The 20,438-nt window shown below is 74.6% G+C and carries 19 protein-coding genes; 8 read left to right on the forward strand and 11 right to left on the reverse strand.

The window, feature by feature from the left end:
* Positions 1–104: 104 nt before the first annotated feature.
* Complete coding sequence (locus ABZ809_RS04220; protein ID WP_357560943.1) at positions 105–1,571, forward strand: leucyl aminopeptidase family protein; 1,467 nt, start codon at positions 105–107, stop codon at positions 1,569–1,571.
* A gap of 50 nt (positions 1,572–1,621) precedes the next feature.
* Here ABZ809_RS04220 and ABZ809_RS04225 read toward each other — a convergent pair whose 3' ends face one another.
* The gene (locus ABZ809_RS04225; protein ID WP_357560944.1) at positions 1,622–2,209 is read right to left on the reverse strand and encodes an O-methyltransferase; all 588 of its coding nucleotides are present in this window, start codon (positions 2,207–2,209) and stop codon (positions 1,622–1,624) included.
* A 287-nt stretch (positions 2,210–2,496) separates the two neighbouring features.
* Here ABZ809_RS04225 and ABZ809_RS04230 point away from each other — a divergent pair, with 287 nt between their 5' ends.
* Positions 2,497–3,831 (forward strand): trypsin-like peptidase domain-containing protein, encoded by a 1,335-nt coding sequence (locus ABZ809_RS04230; RefSeq protein ID WP_357561435.1) that lies wholly within the window; start codon positions 2,497–2,499, stop codon positions 3,829–3,831.
* Positions 3,832–3,905: 74 nt separating this feature from the next.
* A complete protein-coding gene (locus ABZ809_RS04235) occupies positions 3,906–4,328 on the forward strand; it encodes a preprotein translocase subunit TatB (protein ID WP_357560945.1) in 423 nt (140 codons plus the stop codon).
* A 110-nt stretch (positions 4,329–4,438) separates the two neighbouring features.
* On the opposite strand, the gene ABZ809_RS04240 is transcribed toward ABZ809_RS04235, so the two are convergent.
* From ABZ809_RS04240 to ABZ809_RS04250, 3 genes are all read right to left on the reverse strand, one after another.
* Positions 4,439–5,587: an Mrp/NBP35 family ATP-binding protein gene (locus ABZ809_RS04240; protein WP_357560946.1), complete on the reverse strand. Its 1,149-nt coding sequence runs from the start codon at positions 5,585–5,587 to the stop codon at positions 4,439–4,441.
* Between the two features lie 107 nt (positions 5,588–5,694).
* A complete protein-coding gene (locus ABZ809_RS04245) occupies positions 5,695–6,297 on the reverse strand; it encodes a DUF1003 domain-containing protein (RefSeq protein ID WP_357560947.1) in 603 nt (200 codons plus the stop codon).
* Positions 6,290–7,576: a CBS domain-containing protein gene (locus ABZ809_RS04250; protein WP_357560948.1), complete on the reverse strand. Its 1,287-nt coding sequence runs from the start codon at positions 7,574–7,576 to the stop codon at positions 6,290–6,292. Before ABZ809_RS04250 ends, ABZ809_RS04245 begins: the two co-directional genes overlap by 8 nt.
* Positions 7,577–7,609: 33 nt before the next feature.
* Here ABZ809_RS04250 and ABZ809_RS04255 point away from each other — a divergent pair, with 33 nt between their 5' ends.
* Complete coding sequence (locus ABZ809_RS04255; RefSeq protein ID WP_357560949.1) at positions 7,610–8,479, forward strand: PhzF family phenazine biosynthesis protein; 870 nt, start codon at positions 7,610–7,612, stop codon at positions 8,477–8,479.
* Between the two features lie 99 nt (positions 8,480–8,578).
* A complete protein-coding gene (locus tag ABZ809_RS04260) occupies positions 8,579–9,088 on the forward strand; it encodes a hypothetical protein (RefSeq protein WP_357560950.1) in 510 nt (169 codons plus the stop codon).
* A 37-nt stretch (positions 9,089–9,125) separates the two neighbouring features.
* Here ABZ809_RS04260 and ABZ809_RS04265 read toward each other — a convergent pair whose 3' ends face one another.
* Complete coding sequence (locus tag ABZ809_RS04265) at positions 9,126–9,857, reverse strand: HAD family hydrolase (protein ID WP_357560951.1); 732 nt, start codon at positions 9,855–9,857, stop codon at positions 9,126–9,128.
* A 105-nt stretch (positions 9,858–9,962) separates the two neighbouring features.
* Between ABZ809_RS04265 and ABZ809_RS04270 the strand changes: the two genes are divergently transcribed.
* Both ABZ809_RS04270 and ABZ809_RS04275 read left to right on the forward strand, forming a co-directional pair.
* Positions 9,963–10,913: a DMT family transporter gene (locus tag ABZ809_RS04270; protein ID WP_357560952.1), complete on the forward strand. Its 951-nt coding sequence runs from the start codon at positions 9,963–9,965 to the stop codon at positions 10,911–10,913.
* 136 nt (positions 10,914–11,049) lie between these two features.
* Positions 11,050–13,245, forward strand: coding sequence for an APC family permease (locus ABZ809_RS04275; RefSeq protein ID WP_357560953.1), 2,196 nt, complete (start codon positions 11,050–11,052; stop codon positions 13,243–13,245).
* 104 nt (positions 13,246–13,349) lie between these two features.
* Here the strand turns inward: ABZ809_RS04275 and ABZ809_RS04280 are convergent, their stop codons facing one another.
* From ABZ809_RS04280 to ABZ809_RS04305, 6 genes are all read right to left on the reverse strand, one after another.
* On the reverse strand, positions 13,350–14,090 hold the full coding sequence (locus tag ABZ809_RS04280) for a methyltransferase domain-containing protein (protein WP_357560954.1): 741 nt from the start codon (positions 14,088–14,090) through the stop codon (positions 13,350–13,352).
* Positions 14,074–15,321 carry an MFS transporter gene (locus tag ABZ809_RS04285; protein ID WP_357560955.1) on the reverse strand — a complete coding sequence of 416 codons (1,248 nt, stop codon included), beginning with the start codon at positions 15,319–15,321 and terminating at the stop codon, positions 14,074–14,076. Before ABZ809_RS04285 ends, ABZ809_RS04280 begins: the two co-directional genes overlap by 17 nt.
* The gene (locus tag ABZ809_RS04290) at positions 15,318–16,337 is read right to left on the reverse strand and encodes an alanine racemase (RefSeq protein ID WP_357560956.1); all 1,020 of its coding nucleotides are present in this window, start codon (positions 16,335–16,337) and stop codon (positions 15,318–15,320) included. The genes ABZ809_RS04285 and ABZ809_RS04290 overlap by 4 nt, the downstream gene beginning before the upstream one ends.
* A 46-nt stretch (positions 16,338–16,383) precedes the next feature.
* Complete coding sequence (locus tag ABZ809_RS04295) at positions 16,384–17,478, reverse strand: SagB/ThcOx family dehydrogenase (protein WP_357560957.1); 1,095 nt, start codon at positions 17,476–17,478, stop codon at positions 16,384–16,386.
* Between the two features lie 196 nt (positions 17,479–17,674).
* On the reverse strand, positions 17,675–18,403 hold the full coding sequence (locus ABZ809_RS04300) for a GNAT family N-acetyltransferase (protein WP_357560958.1): 729 nt from the start codon (positions 18,401–18,403) through the stop codon (positions 17,675–17,677).
* Positions 18,404–18,482: 79 nt separating this feature from the next.
* Positions 18,483–19,307 (reverse strand): SDR family NAD(P)-dependent oxidoreductase, encoded by an 825-nt coding sequence (locus tag ABZ809_RS04305; protein WP_357560959.1) that lies wholly within the window; start codon positions 19,305–19,307, stop codon positions 18,483–18,485.
* A 126-nt stretch (positions 19,308–19,433) separates the two neighbouring features.
* Here ABZ809_RS04305 and ABZ809_RS04310 point away from each other — a divergent pair, with 126 nt between their 5' ends.
* On the forward strand, positions 19,434–20,390 hold the full coding sequence (locus tag ABZ809_RS04310) for a CoA ester lyase (RefSeq protein WP_357560960.1): 957 nt from the start codon (positions 19,434–19,436) through the stop codon (positions 20,388–20,390).
* Positions 20,391–20,438: the final 48 nt, after the last annotated feature.

The raw sequence follows: 20,438 nt of genomic DNA on the forward strand, positions 1-20,438 counted from the left end.
TGGGCCTTTCGTCAATCCCTGAGCCACCGGCCCTGCCGGTGGCTCAGGGTCTTCATTCCCCGCGGAGCCGCGCTCCGCGAGCTTTCCTGGAGGTACGGCTCCGCGTGCTCGCCATCCGTCTGCTCGCCGAGCCGGACCGGCTCGACACTCTCGTTCTGCCCATCTGCCCGGGCCAGGGCGACGACGCCCCGGCCCGACCGGTCCCGACCGGCACGGTGCTGCCCGACGGCGTGGCCGAGGAGGCCATCGCCCTGCCGCCGGTGGCGCGGCTGACCGGCCGGCCCGGCGAGGTCCACGCGCAGTTGCGACCCGGGCGGGACCCGGGCCGGCTGCTGCTGCTCGGGGTGGGCGAGGGCGACGAGGCGGCCTGGCGGACGGCCGGAGCGGCCCTGGCCCGGGCCACGAAGGATGAGACGCGCGTCACGTTGGCGATGCCGGCCGATGCCGCCCCGGCGGCCGTACGCGGGCTGGTCGAGGGGCTGCTGCTGGCGTCGTACCGGTTCCGGATGACCGATGCCGGCCCCACCCCCGCGCTGGCCGGGGTCGACGTGGTGGTGGCCGACCCGGACGCGCACACCGCGGCGATCGAGGTGGCCCGGACGACGGCCCGGATGACCCGGTTCGCCCGCGACCTCACGAACACCCCGTCGTCGGTCAAGAACCCCGAGTGGTTCGCCGGTCAGGTCGCCGCCGCTGCCGTCGACGTGCCGGACCTGCACCTGCGGGTACGCGAGCCGGCGGAGTTGGCGGCGGAGGGCTTCGGCGGGATCCTCGCCGTCGGGGGCGGCTCGGCCAGCACCCCGCGCCTCGTCGAACTGGACTGGCGGCCGGCCGGCGCGCGTACCCACGTGGTGCTGGTCGGCAAGGGGATCACCTTCGACACCGGCGGCATCTCGATCAAGCCGCGGGCGTCGATGAAGCTGATGCGCAAGGACATGGCCGGCGCGGCGGCGGTGGTCGCGACGACCCTCGGCGCGGCGGCGCTGCGCCTGCCGGTCCGGGTCACCGCGCTCGCGCCGCTGGCGGAGAACATGCCCAGCGGCTCGGCGTTCCGCCCTGGCGACGTCATCCGCCACTACGGCGGCACGACCAGCGAGAACACCAACTCCGACGCCGAGGGCCGGCTCGTGCTGGCCGACGCGCTCGCCTACGCCGTCGCCGAGCTCGAACCCGATCTGCTGGTCGACCTCGCCACGCTCACCGGGGCGAACGCGGTCGCCCTGGGCAAGCGCACCGGCGCCCTCTACAGCGAGAACGACGGGCTCGCCACGGACGTGCTGGCCGCGATCGGCGCGGCCGGCGAGGCCGCCTGGCGGATGCCGCTGCCCGACGACTACGTCGAGTACCTGGGCAGCGAGCTGGCCGACCTGCACAGCTCGCCGGACCGGGGCGCGGGATCCGTGACGGCCGCGCTCTTCCTGCGCGAGTTCACCGGCGGGCTGCGCGACCGGTGGCTGCACGTGGACATGTCCGCGCCGTCGTGGGCCGAGGGCGACGACGCCGAGCTGACCAGGGGCGCGACCGGCTGGGGCGTACGCTCGCTGCTGCGCTGGCTGGGCTCGCTGGGTTGACCGCCCGGCGGCGGCTGCCGCCGGCGAGCCCCGCGCTCACCGGCGGGCGGTCAGCACTTGACGGCGGCGAGTAGCCCGTGACCGACCGGCAGCAGCGCCGGGATCCAGTTCTCGGACTCCCGGATCGCCTTGATCGCCTCGCGGACGGTCACCGTCTCGAAGTCCCGCGCGGCGGGGTCGGCGATCCGGCCGCCGGCCAGCATGCCGTTGAGCGCGAGCACGCCGCCCGGCCGCAGCAGGCGCAGCGCGGCGTCCACGCAGGCGGCGAAGCCGGTGGCCTCCGCGTCCACGAAGACCAGGTCGTACGCGCCGTCGGCGAGCCGGGGCAGCACGTCCAGCGCCCGGCCGGTGATGATCCGGGTCCGGCCGGCGGCGAAGCCCGCCTCGGTGAAGATCCGCCGGGCGATCCGCTGGTGCTCCACCTCCAGGTCGATGGTGGTGAGCACGCCGTCGGCGCGCATCCCGCGCAGCAACCAGACGCCGCTGACCCCCGTGCCGGTGCCGATCTCGACCACCGCCCGCGCGCTGCCGGCGGCGGCGAGCAGCCGCAGCGCCGCGCCGGCGCCGGGGGTCACCGCGTCGAGGCCGACCTCGCGGGCCAGGCTGCGGGCGGTGCGCAGGACGAGGTCCTCGGCCACGTAAGACTCGGTGAAGTGCAGGGTCTGGGCCGTCGAATTGCCGGAACCGGCGACCGTGGCGATGGGACACCTCCGGGCGGCGCGCGTGGTGCGGGGGCGGGTGGGCACTGTGAGCCTAGAGGCGGTGCCCGGCGGGCGCAGCCGCGCGTCCGCCACCCGACGATCACGGCACCGGCAACCCGTGACTCGATCCGGGGCATCCGTGTAATCCTGGAAGCGGTATTCCGTCGATCGCGGCCGGGCGACCCTGTCGTCTGGTTCGGTGGAGCGCGGGATCCGGGGACGGACTGGGAGGCACCGACGTGACCGACGGCTGGGACTGGCGCCAGCCCGGAGGGACTCCGGCACCGGCGCGACCGCCGGGGCCCGGGTACCCCCCGGTGGGGTCGCCGCAGGCGCCTCAGGGTGCCGGGGGCGGCCCGACCTCGCCCTGGTGGTCCGACGCGCTGACGGACCCGTGGCGTGACCCGGGTGCGCCGGCCGCCGTGGTGCTGCCGGCCATCCCGACCCCCGGTACCGAGCCGGAGCCGGTCAGCGACCCGGATGCCCCGGGCCGGCCGACGCTGCGGCAACTGCTGCTCATCCCGCTGATCACCGCGCTGCTCGCCGGCAGCCTGGGCGGCGCGCTGGGGTACGCCTTCGCGGTGCGCGGGGGTGGGGCCGGCACGGTGCTCGGTGCGGACCCGCAGGCGCCCGGCCTGGCCCAGCGCCGGCCCGAGTCGCTCGCCGGGGTCGCCGAACGGGTGCTGCCGAGCGTGGTGACCGTCCGGGTGGCGAGCCTCGGCGGCACGAGCGAGGGTTCCGGCTTCATCGCCAGCGCCGACGGGCACGTGATCACCAACGACCATGTGGTGGCGGGGGCGACCGGCAAGGCGTCGGTGATCTTCAACGACGGCAGCTCGGCCCCGGCCACCGTCGTCGGGCAGGATCCGGAGTCCGACATCGCCGTGATCAAGGTCTCCCGGACGGGCCTGCGGCCGGTCGAGTTCGGCGACTCCGACGCGCTCGCCGTGGGCGACCCGGTACTGGCCATGGGGTCGCCGCTCTCGCTGGCCAACACGGTCACCGCCGGCATCGTCAGCGCCCTGGACCGGACGATGCGGGCGGGCGAGCCCGGCGGCCCGACGCGCTACTACGCGGCGATCCAGACCGACGCGGCGGTGAACCACGGCAACTCCGGCGGCCCGCTGGTCGACGGCGCCGGCCGGGTGATCGGGGTCAACTCGACAATCAAGTCGCTGGTCTCGGACGGGCAGGAAGCGGGCAACATCGGCCTGGCCTTCGCCATCCCGATCAACCAGGCCAAGCGGATCACCCAGGACATCATCGGCACCGGCAAGGCCCGCCGTACGGTGATCGGCGCCCAGGTCGGCGGCTCCGGCGCGGGCAACGGCGGGGCCGGCGTACGCCTGGCGGCCGTGGAGCCGTCCGGGCCGGCGGCCGGCGCGGGGCTGCGGGCCGGGGACGTGATCCTGAAGCTCAACGGGCGGCCGATGAACGAGCCGACCGACCTGATCGCCCTGGTGCGGAAGTTCGCGCCCGGCGCGGTGGTGACCGTGGAGTACCGCCGGGGCTCCGACCGGCAGAACGCCTCCGTGACGCTGGCCGCAGACGCCAAGTAACAGCCGGTCACCCTCTCCCCCTGGGGGGTCGACGTGCGTAGTCTTGCTGCTGACGCCGGAAGGAGGCCCGCGCAGTGTTCGAGAACCTGAACTGGTGGGAGATCGGTGCGCTGCTGCTCCTGGCGCTGCTGATCTTCGGTGACCGGCTGCCCGCGGTGATCAGCGACGGCCTGCGGATGGTGCGCAACCTGCGCAACATGGCCCGCAACGCCACCACCGACCTCAGCCGTGAGCTGGGCACCGACATCCAGCTGGAGGATCTGCACCCGAAGGCGTTCATCCGCAAGCACCTGCTCAGCGAGGAGGACGAGCAGGCGATCCGGAAGCCGCTGCAGGGCGTCTACGACAACCTGCGCGCGGACGTGACCGGCGTGCACAACGAGCTGAAGGACGTCGCCGCCGCCGCCGACCTGCGGTCCGGCAGCCGCCCGGCCACCGCCACCGGCGCACCGGCCCCCGCCCCCGCCCCCCGGCCCAGCTACGACGACGCGACCTGACCCGGCCCGCCCGCGTCCGGCCCCGCCGACGGCGACGGGGACGGCGCTCCCCGGAGGGACACGCCGCCCCCGTGCGGGTGACGACAGCGCCGGCCGTGGCCGGCGTACGGTCAGCGACCGGCGGGCTTGAGACCCAGCGGCTTGCCGAGGAGCGACTCCCGCCGCAGGGCGAGCCGGTCGGCGACCTGGCCCAGCGCCTTCGCGGCCGGCGACTCCGGCTCGGCCAGCACGATCGGGGTGCCCTCGTCGCCGGCCTCTCGGACGCGGGTGTCGAGGGGCACCTGCCCGAGCAGCGGCACCTGCGCGCCGATGGTCTTCGTCAGCGACTCGGCCACGGTCTGGCCGCCGCCCGCGCCGAAGACCTCCATCCGCGAGCCGTCCGGCAGCTCCAGCCAGGACATGTTCTCGATGACGCCGACCACGCGCTGGTGGGTCTGGAGCGCGATCGCGCCGGCCCGCTCCGCCACCTCGGCGGCGGCGGCCTGCGGGGTCGTGACGACCAGGATCTCGGCGTTGGGCAGTAGCTGGGCCAGGGAGATGGCGACGTCGCCGGTGCCCGGGGGCAGGTCGAGCAGGAGCACGTCCAGGTCGCCCCAGTAGACGTCGGCGAGGAACTGCTGCAGCGCGCGGTGCAGCATCGGGCCGCGCCACACCACGGCGGCGTTGCCGGCGGTGAACATGCCGATCGAGATGACCTTCACGCCGTGCGACTGCGGCGGCATGATCATGTCCTCGACGCGGGTCGGGCGGCCGTCCGCGCCGAGCATCCGGGGCACCGAGTGGCCGTAGATGTCCGCGTCGACCACGCCGACGGAGAGCCCGCGGGCGGCCAGCGCCGCAGCCAGGTTGACCGTCACGCTGGACTTGCCGACGCCGCCCTTGCCGCTGGCGACCGCGTACACCCGGGTGCGGGAGCCCGGCTGGGCGAACGGGATGACCGGCTCCTGTGACGCGCCGCCGCCGCGCAGCTTCGACTGGAGCTCCTGGCGCTGTTCGGGGCTCATCACGCCGAACTCGATCTCCACGCCGGTCACCCCGGGCACCGCGCCGACCGCGGCCGTGATGTCCGAGCGCAGCTTGTCCTTCAGCGGGCAGCCGGCGACGGTGAGCAGCAGCTCGACCCGTACGACGCCGTCGTCGCCGACCTCGGCGGAGCGGACCATGCCCAGCTCGGTGATGGGCCGGCGGATCTCCGGGTCGTTGACGGTGGCCAGCGCGGCCTGGATCGCGTCGGAGACGGTGCTGACGGGTGCTGACATGTCGGCAATGCTACGTCGGAGGTCACCGGCCACCCCGCCCGTGGGGCCCGGTGTGAGCGAGTCGATGGGCCGCCGTGCGGGTGGCCACGGCGATGGTGAGTCGGGCCTCAGGTCCCCGACTCCCGGCCGTCGCGGACCCAGTCGCCGTCCAGGTCGTCGCGGGGCTCGTCCAGCCCCTCCCCGCGCTGCGCGGGCCGCTCCTGCTGCCGCTGCTCCAGCCGCTGCCGGCGCCGGCCCGCCTCGTCCAGTTCCTCGGCCAGGCGGGCCAGCTCGGAGCGGAGGAAGTCCCGGGTCGCCACCTCGCCCATCGCGTTGCGCAGCGCGGCGATCTCCCGCGCCAGGTACTCCGTGTCTGCCTTCTGCGCCGTCGCCCGCCGGCGGTCCTCCTCCAGGGAGACCCGGTCCCGGTCGGCCTGCCGGTTCTGCGCCAGCAGGATCAGCGGTGCCGCGTAGCTGGCCTGGAGGGACAGCACCAGGGTCAGGAAGGTGAAGGTGTACGGGTCGAAGCGCAGGTGCGCCGGGGCCAGGGTGTTCCAGCCGAACCACAGCGTGATCACGATCGTCATGTAGACGATGAAGTTGGCGGTTCCCATCCCCCGGGCGATCCCCTCGGACCACCGGCCGAAGGCCTCCGGGTCGAACCGGGGCAGCTTGACGCCCCGGGGCTCGCGCGGCTGGTCGAGCCGCCGCGCCCGGCGCTGCTCAGCCATCCGCGCCGTCCAGCGCCGGCTCGACGGCGGCCGGGCTCGCTACGGCGTCCCGGTCCCGCCAGTCCCGGGGCAGGAGGTGGTCCAGCACGTCGTCGACCGTGACCGCGCCGACCAGCCGGTTGTTGCGGTCGATGACCGGCATGGCGACCAGGTCGTACGTGGCCATCCGGCGGGTGATCTCCGGCAGCGGGGTGGTCGCCCGCAGCGGGTCGATGTCGTTGACCACCACCCCGCCGAGCAGGTCGGCCGGCGGCTCGCGCAGCAGCCGCTGGAAGTGCACCATGCCCAGGTAGCGGCCGGTGGGCGTGGTCATCGGCGCCCGGGCAACGAAGACCTGCGCGGCGATCGCGGGCGAGAGCTGCGGCTCCCGGATCCGGGCCAGGGCCTCGGCGACGGTGGCGTCCGGCGGCAGGATGACCGGCTCGGAGGTCATCACGCTGCCCGCCGTCCCGGGCGTGTACTTCAGCAGCTGGCGCACCGGATCGGCCTCGTCCGGCTGCATCAGGTCGAGCAGCACGTCCTGCTCCGGCGGCGGCAGCTCACTGAGCAGGTCGGCCGCGTCGTCCGGGTCCATCTCCTCCAGCACGTCGGCGGCCCGCTCCCGGTCCAGCGCGGCCAGGATCTCCACCTGGTCGTGCTCCGGCAGCTCGCTCAGCACGTCCGCGAGGCGCTCGTCGTCCAGCGCGGCGGCGACCTCGTTGCGCCGGGCGTCGGGGAGGTCCTGGAGGGCGTTGGCGAGGTCGGCCGGGCGCATGTCCTCCAGCACGGCGAGCAGGTTGGCCGTGCCCCTGCTGTCGGCGATCCCGCTGAGCCCGCGTACCCGCTCCCACTCGACCTGGTGCAGGTGGCCCCGGCGGGTCAGCCGGCCGGTCTGCTCGCGTACGGCGACCCGGGTCAGTGACCACTCGCCGCCCCGGCTGCACTCCATCGCCACGTCGACCACCGAGCCGGGCTGCCCGTTGGGGTCGACCTGCACCCGCCGGTCCAGCAGCTCCTGGAGCACGAGCAGCTCGTTCGGGCGCTTCTCGAAGCGGCGCAGGTTGAGCGTGCCGCTGCCGAGCACCACGGCGTCGGCCTCGATGGAGGTGATCCGGTTGAGTGAGAGGAAGATGCGCCGCCGCATCGGCATCTCGGCGACCAGGCCGACCACCTCGGGCGGGCGTTGCGTCGGCCGGAGCCGGGCCACCGCGTCACGGACGCGGCCCACCTGGTCACCGTTGGGGTCGAAGACGGCGACTCCGGCGAGCCGGGCGATGTAGACCCGGGTCGTCGTGCTCACGGGCACCAGCCTAAGCGCCTAGTGTCTAGCAACATGTCGACCTTGGCCTACGAGATCGTGGACGTCTTCACCGACCGCCCGTTCGCCGGTAACCCGCTGGCGGTGGTGTTCGGCGCCGAAGGGCTGGCCGCCGAGCAGATGCAGGCGCTCGCGGTGGAGTTCAACCTCTCCGAGACGGTGTTCGTGCTCCCGCCCACACAGGTCGGCGCCACCTACCGGGCCCGCATCTTCACCCCCGCCGCCGAGCTGCCCTTCGCCGGCCACCCCAGCGTCGGGGCGGCCGTGACGGCCAGCCGCCGTGGCATGTTCGGTGTGGGGCAGGTCACCCAGGAGTGCGGCGCCGGCGTGCTCCCCATCGAGGTGACCGCCACCGGGGCGACGCTGACGGGTGGCGTCGCCACCCTCGGCCCCGAGCTGGACCCGGAGCCGCTGCTGGAGGTGGCCGGGCTCACCGCGGGCGACCACGCCGGACCGGCCCCCCGGGTGGCCGGCTGCGGGTTGGAGTTCCCGTACCTCCCGATCCGTCCGGACGCGCTGGCCCGCGCCCGGGTCAACGCGGCGGCGGCGGAGCGGTACGGAATCGAGCACGTCAGCGTTTTCTCCTGGGACGCCGACGCCCAAACCGCGTACGCCCGGGTCTTCGTGCCCGGGCTCGGCGTGCCGGAGGACCCGGCCACCGGATCGGCGGCCCTGGGCCTCGGGGTGTGGCTGGTCGCCAGCGGCCTGCTGCCCGCCGACGGGCGCGCGGGGTACACGGTGCACCAGGGCGTCGAGATGGGCCGCCCGTCCCTGCTGGCCTGCACGGTGACCGCCGCGGGCGGCCAGGCGGTGGGCGCCACCGTCACCGGTCAGGTGGTGCCGATCGCCCGGGGCGAGATCGCGGTTCCCCCGTTCGTCGGCTGACGCCGGTGCCCGCCCGGCCACTGTGACGGGTGACGCCCTCCGAAGGCGCGGGCCCGGGCGGCGCTGACGGAACCGGGCCGGGTGCGGGAGGATGCCGGTGTGACCGACGCGGAACGGACCAGCACGCCGCTGGTCGACGAGGCGATGAAGAAGGCCGCCGTGGCCTGGGTCAACGTGCCCGGCGGCCCGGCGCTCGCGCTGTGGTGCGTACCCCTGGAAGGGGCGCTGTTCGTGGTCAGCGGCCCCGGGGAGCAGTCCGCGCCGGGCCTGGCCGACGCCACCGACGCGCAGGTCACGCTCCGCGGTGACCACGGCGGGCGGATCGTCACCTGGCCGGCCCGGGTGAGCCGGCTGGCACCGGGCACCGAGGAGTGGGAGACCGCCGCGCCGCTCGTGGCGGCGAAGCGGCTCAACGCCTCCGGCACCACTGCCGAAGTGGTGCAGCGCTGGGCGGCCGACGGCTGCGCGGTGAACCGGCTGACTCCGGCCGGTGAGCCGGTCGCCGGCGCCGGGCTGCCCGCGGACTCGCTGGCCGAGGTGCCCCGCGAGACGCCGGCGGTCCGGGTGACCCGGAAGCCGTTCCGCCTGCACCGGGTCCGCCGCCGCTGAGGCGGGCCCCTGACCGGCGCCGGTCAACGGCAGCCGGTCAGGCCGAGACCGGCAGGGAGCCGCAGGCGGCGGGCAGGGGAGCGGCCACCGCCCGCACCAGGTCGACCACCTCGTCGAGCGCGTGCAGCACCGGCCCGGTCCAGGCGGCGTCGGCGTTGAACACCATGTGGCCGGCCAGGTCCGGTGCGGCCAGCCGCACCGCCGTCATGCCGGCCCGCTCCGCCCCGGTCAGTTCCTGGCTGCCGCCGTCGCCGACGTAGAGGCAGTCCGCGGGTGTCAGGTCGAGCCGCCGGCACGCGGCCTGGTAGAGCGCCGGATCCGGCTTGCAGCGCCCCGCCTGCACGGAGAAGACCCGCACGTCGAGCAGCGGGGCGATCGGCAGCTGCGGCAGGAACGCCGGCAGTTCGTGCGTACAGTCGCTGATCACGCCGGTCCGCAGGCCGAGCTGGCGCAGCGCGGTCAGGGTGGGCACCGCCTCGTCCCGCAGCCGGGTGTCGGCGCGGATCGCCCGGTGCCGGGAGGCGACCGCCGCGCGGACCGCGTCGTCCGACGGGTGTACGCCGGCCTGCTCGCAGACCCAGCGCAGCGTCGCCTCGGCGTTGCCGAGCCGCCCGCAGGCCCGTTCGTAGAAGGTGCGGTCGAGCACGTCGACGAGTGTGCTCGGCGGGCAGCCGAGCAGCTCGGCGGTCGACCGGTGGGCCGCGCCCCGCTGCACGGAACGGCTCAGCGTGCCGAAGAAGTCGAACAGCACCGCCTGGTACGTGGGCATGGGGGAGCGACTCCGGGCGAGAGGGGAACGCCGGCGCGGACAGGCATGATCGTAACGGAGCGCTGACGGTACGTGGTGGCCCGTGGCGTGTGAGGATTGCTCCCCGTGTCCACCGCACCGCACCGCCCGCCGTTCCACCCGGTGACCACCGGGGCACTCGTTCTGGCCGTCGTCGCCGTCTCGTCGTCCGCGCCGCTGGTGGCCTTCGCGGCGGCGCCCGCGCTGGCCGTCGCGTTCTGGCGCAACCTGCTCTCCGTCGCCGTGCTCGGCCCGTTCTCGGTGGCCCGGCGGCGCGCCGAGTTCCGGTCGCTGCTGGTCGGCGCCGGTCGCCGTGAGGGCCTCTACTGCGTGCTGTCCGGGGTCGCGCTCGCGGCGCACTTCGCCACCTGGATGCCCAGCACCAAGCTCACCTCGGTCGCCGCGGCGACGGCGCTGTGCGCCACCCAGCCGATCTGGCAGGGGCTGATCGCCCGTGTCCAGGGCCGCCGGCTGCCGGGTGTCGTCTGGGCCGGCATCGGGGTGGCGGTCGTGGGGGTGGCCGTGGCGACCGGTGCCGACTTCGCGGTCTCCGGCCGGGCCGTCGCCGGCGACCTGCTCGCGGTGGCCGGCGGCATGTTCGTGGCGGTCTACACCGCGCTCGGCGAGCGGGCCCGTACGACGATCAGCACGACCACCTACACCACCATCTGCTACGGGGTCTGCGCCCTGCTCCTGCTGGTGGTCTGCCTGGTCGGCGGGGTGCCGCTGGCCGGTTTCGACGCCGGCACCTGGGCCGTCGTGCTGGCCCTGGTGGCCGGCGCCCAACTGCTCGGGCACTCGATGTTCAACTACGCGCTCCGGCGGGTCTCGGCGACCACGGTCAGCGTGCTGGCCCTGTTGGAGGCCCCGGGTGCCGCCCTGATCGGCTGGGCCTGGCTGGGGCAGTTGCCCGGGGCGACGGCCCTGCTAGGCCTGGCGCTGCTGCTGGCCGGTGTCGCCGTGGTGGTGCTCGGCGGCGCCCGCCACCCCCGCCACCCCCGCGCCCCGCGATCTTGCACTTCTTGCCCGGATAAATAGGGCATTGCGCTCAACTTGAGGGCTGGAAGTGCAAGATCGCGGGAGGTCGGCGGCGCGGGAACGGCCGTTTCGCCCGCCCGGGTCGGCCGTGTCCACGAGAGTGCGAGGGAGGGCGGCGCGGGGGACGGGACGGCGGATGGCGGAGCGGGGCGGGGCGGAGAGCGGGCGCGGCACGGCGGTCACCCCGTCGGCCGAGTTCCCGCCGCTGGACCCCGACGAGCTGGGTGCGCTGCGCCGGATCGGCGACCGGTGGCGGGCCGCCCGCCGGGTGCGCCCGCCCGGCGCCGACACGCTGCCGGTGGACCCGACGCTGCGCCGTCATCGCGGCCCGCCCGCGCCGACCCGGTTCGGCCGGTTCGCTCCGATCGCGATGTTCCGGGTGGAGGAGCCCGACGAGCTGGTCGCCACCGAGCCGGCCAACCTGCCCGGCACCCGCCTCGGTCGGGCGGCCACCCGGCTGCGGCGGGCGCTGTTCGGACCGCCGCTGAGCAGCGCCGCCGTGCTCTACGAGCGGATGCGGAAGCTGGTCGCCCTGCCCGTGCTCTCCTCCGACCTGCTCAGCTCGGTGGCGTACGGGCCGGAGGCGATGCTCGCCGTGCTGCTGCTCGCCGGAAGCGGGGCACTCGGGCTGTCCCTGCCGCTGGCCGCCGGGCTGGCACTGCTCATGGTCGCGGTCGGCCTCTCCTACCGGCAGACCGTGGCCGCGTACCCGCACGGGGCCGGCTCGTACATCGTGGCGGGTGACAACCTGGGCGCAGGAGCGGGCCTGGCCGCGGCGGCGGGGCTGATGACGGACTACGTGCTGACCGTGGCGGTGTCGGTCTCCGCCGGGGTCCGGGCGGTCACCTCGGCGATCCCGGAGCTGACCGGCTGGACGGTGCCCCTGGGACTGGCCGTGATCGGCGTGCTGCTGGCCGGCAACCTCCGTGGCGTACGCACCGCGGGCAACCTGTTCGTGCTGCCCACGTACGCCTTCGTGGTCGCGCTGCTGGCCCTGCTCGCGGTCGGCTGGTTCCGCGCGGCCGGTCGGGGTTTCGTCCCCGCCGACCCGCCGTCGGTGCCGGCCGTCGAGGGGCTGGGGCTGCTGCTGGTGCTCCGGGCGTTCTCCTCGGGTGCGGTCTCGATGACCGGCATCGAGGCGGTCTCGAACGCGGTGCCCGCGTTCCGGGCACCCGAGTGGCGCAACGCGCGCACCACGCTCACCTGGATGGTCGCGATGCTGGTGCTGTTCTTCGCCGGGCTCGTCGGGCTGATCCACCTGTCCGGGGTGGTGCCCACCGCCGGGCAGTCGGTGCTCTCCCAGCTCGCCCGGCTCACCTTCCCCAGCGGCCCCTGGTACGCGCTGATCCAGGCCGCCACGGCGGTGATCCTGCTGCTGGCGGCGAACACCGCCTTCAACGACTTCCCCCGGCTGCTCTTCTTCATGGCCCGCAACGGTCACGCGCCGCGCCGGTTCCTGCACATGGGTGACCGGCTCGCCTTCAGCAACGGGCTGGTCGCGCTCACCGCGGCGGCGGCGGCGATCTTCGTGGCGTTCCGTGGCCACACCGAGGCGCTGATCCCGCTCTACGCGGTCGGGGTGTTCCTCGCCTTCACCCTGTCCCAAACCGGCATGGTGGTGCACTGGCGCCGGCGGCGTGGCGGCGGCTGGCGTCGCCGGGCCGTGGTCAACGCGGTGGGCGGCACGGTCTCCGGCCTGGTGCTGGTCACCGCGGCGGTGACCAAGTTCACCGAGGGCGCGTGGGTGGTGGTGGTCGCCGTGCCGCTGCTTGTCCTGCTCTGCCGGGCCATCCACCGGCACTACCGGACGCTGCACCGGTCCCTGGCGCTGCATCCGCCGCCGCCGGGCCCGGCCCCCGGGCCGCCGGTCGTGCCGGCGCCGCCGCCGGCCGCCGGGTCCGCCGAGGACGAGGAACTGCCCGAGCAGGTACGCCACCTCGTGGTGGTGCCGGTCGCCAGGCTGAACCGGGCCTCGCTGCGGGCCCTGGCGTACGCGGCCTCGCTCGGGCAGCCGACGCTGGCCGTGCACATCGCCCCCGAGGAACCGGAGGCGGACCGGTTCCGGGAGCAGTGGCGGGCGTGGGGCGACCACCTGCGGCTGGAGACGATCGTCTCCCCGTACCGGGCGGTGATCGGGCCGCTCGCGCACTACCTGGAGGCGCTGCACGCCTCCCGGGCCGACCTGGTGCTGACCGTGGTCGTGCCCGAGGTGGTGGTGCGCAGCCGCTGGCACCGGCCACTGCACAGCCGCACCGAGCAGCGGCTGCGCGCGGCGCTGCACCGGCTGCCGGGGGTGGTAGTCACCAGCCTCCCGGTCCACCCCGGCGGGTAGCTCCTCAGCATCGGGTACGCGCTGCGCCCCCAGCGCGTTGATCATGAGGTTAGCGGCGAAGTGGATCTCCGTTACTGCCGCTAACGTCATGATCAACGCCGCAGTTAGCGTTGCGCGAGGACCGCGACCCTGGGCAGCGCCTCCGGGTCCGGCACCGGGGTGAGCAGGTCGTCGATGGCGGCGACGTGGCTCGGCTGCCAGCCGGCGTCCGTCAGGGCGGCGAGCACGTCGGCGACGGGGTGGGCGGTGTTGGTGATCGTCGTGGTGAAGGGGGCCGTCCGGCCGTCGTCGGTGCGTAGCTCACCGGTGATGTGCAGCGGGCGGCGGTCGCCGTCGAGCGGGCCGCGCGCCACCTCGACCGAGACGGTGCCGTCCTGCCGGGCGACCGGGGGGACGTCGGCGTGCAGTCCCCTGACCGTGGACATGTCGAAGCCGAACCAGCCGCCCGGCACCACCGCCTGGTGGACGCGGCGCAGGTAGGCGCGGACGCGGTCGAGGTCGCCGACGTGGTTGAGGATGTCGTAGGTGGAGACCGCGAACGCGCAGGGGCGCGGCACCTCGAAGTCCGCGGCGTCCGCGGCGATGAGCAGCGCGTCGGTGCCGGCCAGCCGTTTCCTGGCGCGGGCGATCATCGCCTCGGAGACGTCGACCCCGACGACGCGGTAGCCGGCGGCGGCGAACCGGGCGGCCACGATGCCGGTGCCGCAGCCGACGTCGAGCAGGCTGCGTTCGGCTCCGGGCGCGAGGTGCGCGTGCAGCCGCAGCCACGCGTCGCCCATCCGCTCGGGATACGGCGCCCAGAAACGGTCGTACGCCGTGGCGAAGGCGTCAACGTACTCGGCCATCGGGTTGCCTTTCGTAGTGCCGGACGGAGGCGCTCGCCAACGGGACGAGTGCGGCAATGAAGATCACCGAGGCCAGGCCGAGCAGGGTCGTCCGCACGCCGATCTCGGGTACGACCAGGCCGGCGGCGATCATGACGGGAGGCCCGAGACCCACCGAGCCCAGCCACTCGTACGCGCTCACGCGGGACATCGCCTCCGTCGGCACCTCCGACTGGACGGTCGTCTCCCACAGCACCCCGAAGACGTCGAAGGCCACCCCGGCCAGCAGCGCGGCGAGGATCACCAACGGCAGCGGGGCGCCGGATCCGAGCAGCAGCGCCGGCAGTCCCAGCACCGACGCGGCGAGCACGGCCACGCGCAGCGGACGGGCCGTCCGGATGCGCATCGCGACCAGCACACCGGCGAACATGCCCACCGCGTACCCGGCGAGGACACCGGACCAGGCGCCCGCGCCACCCAGGTGCGCCCGGGCGAGCAACGGCCCCGCGAGCCCGAAGGTGACCCCGACGGCGGCGTTGATCACGGCCGCCGACAGCACGATCCGCCACAGCCAGGTCCGCCGGACGAACTCCCGCCAACCGTCGCGGAGTTCGGCCGGCAGGTCCCGGCGGGCCGTGCGGGTCGACGTGGCGAGGCGCAGCCGGGCGAGCAGGCCGGCGGCCACGGCGAACGTCGCGGCGTCGAGGGCCAGTGCCCAACCCGGCCCCAGCCAGGTGATCAGCGCGCCGCCCACGGTGAAGCCCGCCACCGTGGCGGTGTTCGTGCCCAGCCGCAGCAGGGCGTTGCCGCGCTGCCGTGCCTCGGGCGCGACCAGTTCGGCGGTCAGCCCGGTCAGGGAGGGCAGCAGCAACGCCGAGGCGGTGCCGGCGACGGCCGCGCAGGCGGCGAGGGCGGCGACGCCCGCCCGTCCGGTCAGCACGAGGACGGTCATGCCGCCGTACGCCGCGCCGCACATCAGCTCCGCGGCCACCAGCACGCGGTGGCGCGGCAGCCGGTCGCCGATGACGCCGCCGAGCAGCATCAGCGCGATCCTGGGCACCGTGATCGCGGCGAGCACGAGCGACAGCGCGGGCGGCGATCCGTCGGGCAGGTCGAGCACGGCGAAGGTCAGCGCGAGCGGGCCCATCGCGTTGCCGAAGACGGAGATCGTCCTGGCCGTGGCGAACAGGACGAAGCCGCGTTGGCGCAGCGGGTCCGCCGGACGGTCCACCAGGGCGACGGTGCCGGTCATGCCCGATCCGGACGGACCAGCGCCTGCCACCGCGCCACCGGCCCGCCCGAGTCGAGCACGTGCAGCAGCGGCTGGCGGGCCACCACCGGGCACACGTGCCCGGGCAGCACCCGCACCTCGTCGCCCACGGACACCGCGCCCGCGGTGACGGGCGCGCCGTCGATCCCGGTCATCACGACACCGGGCATCCAGGTCTGGTCGGCGCCCGCGAGCAGCGCGTCGGCGTCGGTGCGCGGCACCTGCCCGTCGGTGCCGGTCACGGTGGTGGTTACGGCGATCGCGACCGCCTCGGGGGCGCACTCGCCCAGCCGGGCCATCCCGCCGTCGAGCAGCGCGTACGCCCCGGTGCAGACCTCGGTCACGCCGGCCACGTCCAGCGCGCCGAGGATGCTCGGGGTGCCGCCGACGCTCACCACCGGGCAGGGTGCCCCGCCCGCGCGGATCCGCTCCGCGACCGCCACCAGCAGGCGCGCCTGCCGGCGGCCCAGGTCGACCCGGTCGCGGGCGGCGGCGCCGTCGGTGAGACCCACGTACCCGGTCACGCCCGCCAGGCGCAGCCCCCGGGTCCGCGCGACCGCGGTGGCCAACTCCCCGGCGGCGTCCGGGTCGGCGCCGACCCGGTGCAGGCCGGTGTCGACCTCGATCCGTACGTCGACCTCGACGCCGTGGGCCAGAGCCGCAGCCCCCAGCCCGGTCACCGTGTCCGGGTGGTCCACGTGCACCGTCACCGCGCAGTGCCGGGCTAGCTGGGCGAACCTGGACCAGCGCCACGGATCGCGCCACGGCCACGCCACCGTCACGTCCGTCACGCCCACCTCCAGGTAGGCCATGGCCTCGGCCGCCGAGTGGACCGCCACCCCCACGGCGCCCGCGGCCACCTGCCGGGCGGCGATGTCGGGACTCCGGTGCCCCTTGACGTGCGCGCGCAGGGCCACCCCGGCTTCGCGCGCGAGGCTGCCGTACCGGGAGATGTTCGCGTCGAGCCTGGCCAGGTCGACGGTCACCGTCGGCGTCATTCGCCGCGCCCGTGCCAGGCGTCCGGGGGCCCGTTCACCGTCGGGGTCATTCGCCGCGTCCGTGCCAGGCGTCCGGGGGGAACGAGAACGCGGCCTCGCCGCCGTCGAGCATCGCCGCCTGGCGTTCCCGCTCGGCGGGATGCGGCACGCCGACGCCGGAGACGCCGAGGAAGATCTCGTCCGGCCAGGACAGGCCGAGGGCGTCCTCGACGGGCGCGTCGCGGGTGGCGGCGGTGAAGAACGTCCCGAGCCCGAGCGCCGTCGCGGTGAGGTAGACGGTCTGGCTCAGGTGACCGACGTCGAGCAGGAGGGCGCGGTACGCGCGGGCGGCCGGGTACTTCCACACGGTCCGGCCGAGCACTGCCGCGTACATCAGGAGGAAGCCCGCCTGGGCGGCGTGCGGCTGCCCGCCGCACCACTCGCGCAGCCGCTCCTCGCCGCTCGCGGGGGCGAGCCACACCAACTCGTGGCGGCGCACCGAGTAGTGGTAGACGCCGGGTTCCAGCCCCTCCACGTCGCGGACCACCGGATAGACCTCGACCGGATGCCGGGCGCCGCCCGACGGCACGGTCTTGAGCAACGCCGTCCCGACTCCCGAGACGTCCACCTCGCGCCGGACCCCGGCCGTCCACCGCAGCAGGGCGGCGAACGCCGGCAGCGGCACCGGGCGATCCGGGTCGAACCACCGCGTCGACCGTCGGGCCCGCAGGACGCTTGTGAAGTCGATCGCGGGCGGGTCGGCGGGAGGCAGGGCGATCCTGGGGCCGTCGTGTTCCTTGACCGGATCCGGCTGGTCGGTCTTGGCGCGGAGCACCGCGGCGTCCTCGGCCGCCGAGCGGAAGACGTCGCGACCGAGCGTGCGGCTGGCCAGGTGGTAGTAGGTGGCCGCCGGCCCGAGCTCGCGCCACGCGCCGAGGCGTTCCTCCTGGGCGTGCTCCGGCGAGCCCTCGGCGACGAGGACGTGGGCGTCGAGAAGCTGCTGCGCGAGCCGGCCGTCGAGCTCAGCCCACTCGGCGTAGTCGCGCAGCAGCCGCTCCGCCTCGACGGTCAGCGCGAATTGCCGGTGCCGCAGCGGGTCGTCGCAGACCAGCTGACCGTCACGCCACAGGAGGACGACCAGCCGTGACACACGGACGCGCATGACTACTCAGATCTCAACCGGTGGCTCCAGGCACGTCAGCTCCTGGTCGTAGTCGTCGGACGCCACCGGCTCGAAGGCCTCAACCTGCTCGGTCACGCGAGTCTCCCCTCACTAATTGGCGTTGATCACTGCAACGCACCGTATCAGCAAGTCCACAGTGGGCATACCCCTGTGGTCGGGTCGGCCGCTTTACGCCTCAGGCCTCGTGGACCTCCAGCACCCGGGTCGTCGGCGCGGCGTCGCCCAGCTCGCCCCGCAACGCCATCCGCTCCGGGTCGGCCATGAACCCGTGGTAGCCGTCGCGGCTGTCGAACCGGATCAGGTGCACCTCGGTACGCCCGTCGCCGGTGCGCTGCCGGCGCTCCAGCCGCCCGCCGTGCCGCCCGAGCAGGTTGAGCACGGCGTCCTCGTACCGCCGGCCGGCCTCGACCGCGTCGGCGGCCATCTCCACCACCGCCACCAGCCGGATCGCGGCGGCCGGGTCGGTGACCAGCGACTTGCGGAAGTGGTGGTCGACGTGGCCGCCGGGGATGCCCTCCCGGAGCCCCGTGTCGAGGTAGCCGTGCCGGCGGTAGAACTCCGGCGCCTGGAACGAGAACGAGGAGACCGAGGCCTCCGTGCAGCCGCGCCGGCGGGCCTCCTCCTCGAAGGCGCGCAGCAGCCGGCCGCCCCAGCCCTCGGCGCGGCGGTCCGCGCGTACCCACACCATGTTGATCCCGGCGCAGCCGCCCCACGTCCATCCGGCGAGGCCGGCCACCAACTCACCGTCGGCGTCGTCGACCCGGACGGAGAGGGTGGCCTCGTCGTCCGCGCCGGTGGCCTGGTTGTTGAAGGCGGTCAGCTCGGCGTCGAGCCGGGCCTGGAGCTCCCGGTCCTCGCCGAGTACGCGCAGGGTGGCGCCGGTGTCGTTCCCCGTGGTCGTCATGCGCGGCAGTATCGCAGCGCCCCGGCCTCCGGTGACATCGAGAATCCGCCCGCACCGCTACCGGGCCGGCCCCCCCCGGCTATCCGGCGATGCCGACCGCGTCGGCGCTGGCCGTCCAGAGCCGGGCGGCGAGCTGCGGGTCGGCCGCCTTGCGCAGCGGCCGGCGGGGTCGCCGGTCGGCGTAGTAGCCGCCGGTCACCAGCCGGGCCGGGTCCTGGTTGGCCAGCCAGACCAGCGTCTCGGCGCCCTTCTCGGGGCTGCGCAGCGGCAGGATCCGCATGCCCAGCTCGACCAGCCGGCTGTCGTTGCCGAACCGGCTGCGCACCACCCCGGGGTGGAACGAGTACGCCGGGATCTCCGGCCAGCGCCGGGCCGCCTCGGCGGTGAACAGGATGTTCGCCTGCTTGCTGGTGCCGTACGCCTGGATCGGCCGGTAGCGGCGCAGCGAGGCGTTCAGGTCGGCCGGGTCGAGCACGCCGCTGCGGTGCGCGCCCGAGGCGGTCACCACCATCCGCCCGATCCGGTCCCGCAGCAGGTTGCTGAGCAGGAACGGGGCCAGGTGGTTGGCCTGGATCGACAGCTCGAAGCCGTCGACCGTGGTGAGCGGCTGGAGCACGATCGCCCCGGCGTTGTTGGCGAGCACGTCGATCCGGTCGTACGCCTCCCGCAGCTCCCCGGCCAGCCGGCGCACGTCGTCCAGCACGGCGAAGTCGGCCCGGAACAGCGCCGGCCGTTCGCCGGCCGCCTCCCGGACCTGTTCCGCCGCGGACTGGAGCCGGGCCGGGTCCCGGCCGACCAGTACCACCTGGTCACCGCGACGCGCCAGGTCGACGGCGGCCGCCAGGCCGATGCCCGAACTGGCCCCGGTCACCACCACGAGTCGACGCCCAGTGAGATCTTCCACAGGTTCATTCACCCCGGTCACGGCACGAGGTTACCGTGGCGTCACAAAGACCTTTGGGATCGTTAAGTCCCCGCATCTCGTCAGGTGACGTCGGCGTGCCCGCCGCACGCTGGAAGGAGCGCATCCATGGCCGCAGTCGGTCGTCCCCGCCGGTCCTGCCTCGCGGTACCCGGCTCCAGCGTCAAGATGCTCGGCAAGGCCCAGGGGCTCCCGGCCGACCAGGTCTTCCTCGACCTGGAGGACGCGGTCGCGCCGCTGGCCAAGCCCGACGCCCGGAAGAACATCGTCGCGGCGCTCAACGAGGGCGACTGGTCGGGCAAGACGCGCGTCGTCCGGGTCAACGACCTGACCACCCCGTGGACCTACCGGGACGTCATCGACGTGGTGGAGGGCGCCGGCGCCAACCTCGACTGCGTGATGCTGCCGAAGGTGCAGAACGCGGCCCAGGTGCAGTGGCTCGACCTGACGCTGACCCAGCTCGAGAAGACCCTCGGCCTGGAGGTCGGCCGGATCGGCATCGAGGCACAGATCGAGAACGCCGCCGGCCTGGTCAACGTGGATGCCATCGCGGCCGCCTCGCCCCGGGTCGAGACCATCATCTTCGGGCCCGCCGACTTCATGGCCTCGATCAACATGAAGTCGCTGGTGGTCGGCGCGCTCATCCCGGACTACCCGGGCGACCCCTACCACTACATCCTGATGCGCATCCTGATGGCCGCCCGGATGCACGACAAGCAGGCCATCGACGGGCCGTTCCTGCAGATCCGCGACGTGGACGCGTTCCGCGAGGTGGCCAGGCGCTCGGCGGCGCTCGGCTTCGACGGCAAGTGGGTGCTGCACCCGGGCCAGATCGACGCCGCGAACGAGGTCTACTCGCCGGCCCAGGCCGACTACGACCACGCGGAGCTGATCCTCGACGCGTACGAGCACTACACGTCGGAGGCGGGCGGCAGGCTCGGCGCCGTGATGCTCGGTGACGAGATGATCGACGAGGCCTCCCGCAAGATGGCGCTCGTGGTCGCGGCGAAGGGCCGGGCCGCGGGGATGACCCGCACCTCGTCCTTCACCCCGCCGGCGGAGTAGGCCCCACCGCGAACACCCGTGCCGCCCCGGCGCGCGCCGGGGCGGCAC

This window comes from Micromonospora sp. NPDC047074, assembly GCF_040643815.1.
GTDB lineage: Bacteria > Actinomycetota > Actinomycetes > Mycobacteriales > Micromonosporaceae > Micromonospora.

Excerpts from the sequence above, each read along its gene's own strand:
- ABZ809_RS04265 (WP_357560951.1), bottom strand. The coding sequence starts at position 9,857 with ATGCCCACGTACCAGGCGGTGCTGTTCGACTTCTTCGGCACGCTGAGC.
- ABZ809_RS04240 (WP_357560946.1), bottom strand. The coding sequence starts at position 5,587 with ATGTCAGCACCCGTCAGCACCGTCTCCGACGCGATCCAGGCCGCGCTG.
- ABZ809_RS04295 (WP_357560957.1), bottom strand. The coding sequence starts at position 17,478 with ATGCGCGTCCGTGTGTCACGGCTGGTCGTCCTCCTGTGGCGTGACGGT.
- ABZ809_RS04280 (WP_357560954.1), bottom strand. The coding sequence starts at position 14,090 with ATGGCCGAGTACGTTGACGCCTTCGCCACGGCGTACGACCGTTTCTGG.
- ABZ809_RS04285 (WP_357560955.1), bottom strand. The coding sequence starts at position 15,321 with ATGACCGGCACCGTCGCCCTGGTGGACCGTCCGGCGGACCCGCTGCGC.
- ABZ809_RS04310 (WP_357560960.1), top strand. The coding sequence starts at position 19,434 with ATGGCCGCAGTCGGTCGTCCCCGCCGGTCCTGCCTCGCGGTACCCGGC.
- ABZ809_RS04255 (WP_357560949.1), top strand. The coding sequence starts at position 7,610 with ATGTCGACCTTGGCCTACGAGATCGTGGACGTCTTCACCGACCGCCCG.
- ABZ809_RS04245 (WP_357560947.1), bottom strand. The coding sequence starts at position 6,297 with ATGGCTGAGCAGCGCCGGGCGCGGCGGCTCGACCAGCCGCGCGAGCCC.
- ABZ809_RS04300 (WP_357560958.1), bottom strand. The coding sequence starts at position 18,403 with ATGACGACCACGGGGAACGACACCGGCGCCACCCTGCGCGTACTCGGC.
- ABZ809_RS04275 (WP_357560953.1), top strand. The coding sequence starts at position 11,050 with ATGGCGGAGCGGGGCGGGGCGGAGAGCGGGCGCGGCACGGCGGTCACC.
- ABZ809_RS04290 (WP_357560956.1), bottom strand. The coding sequence starts at position 16,337 with ATGACGCCGACGGTGACCGTCGACCTGGCCAGGCTCGACGCGAACATC.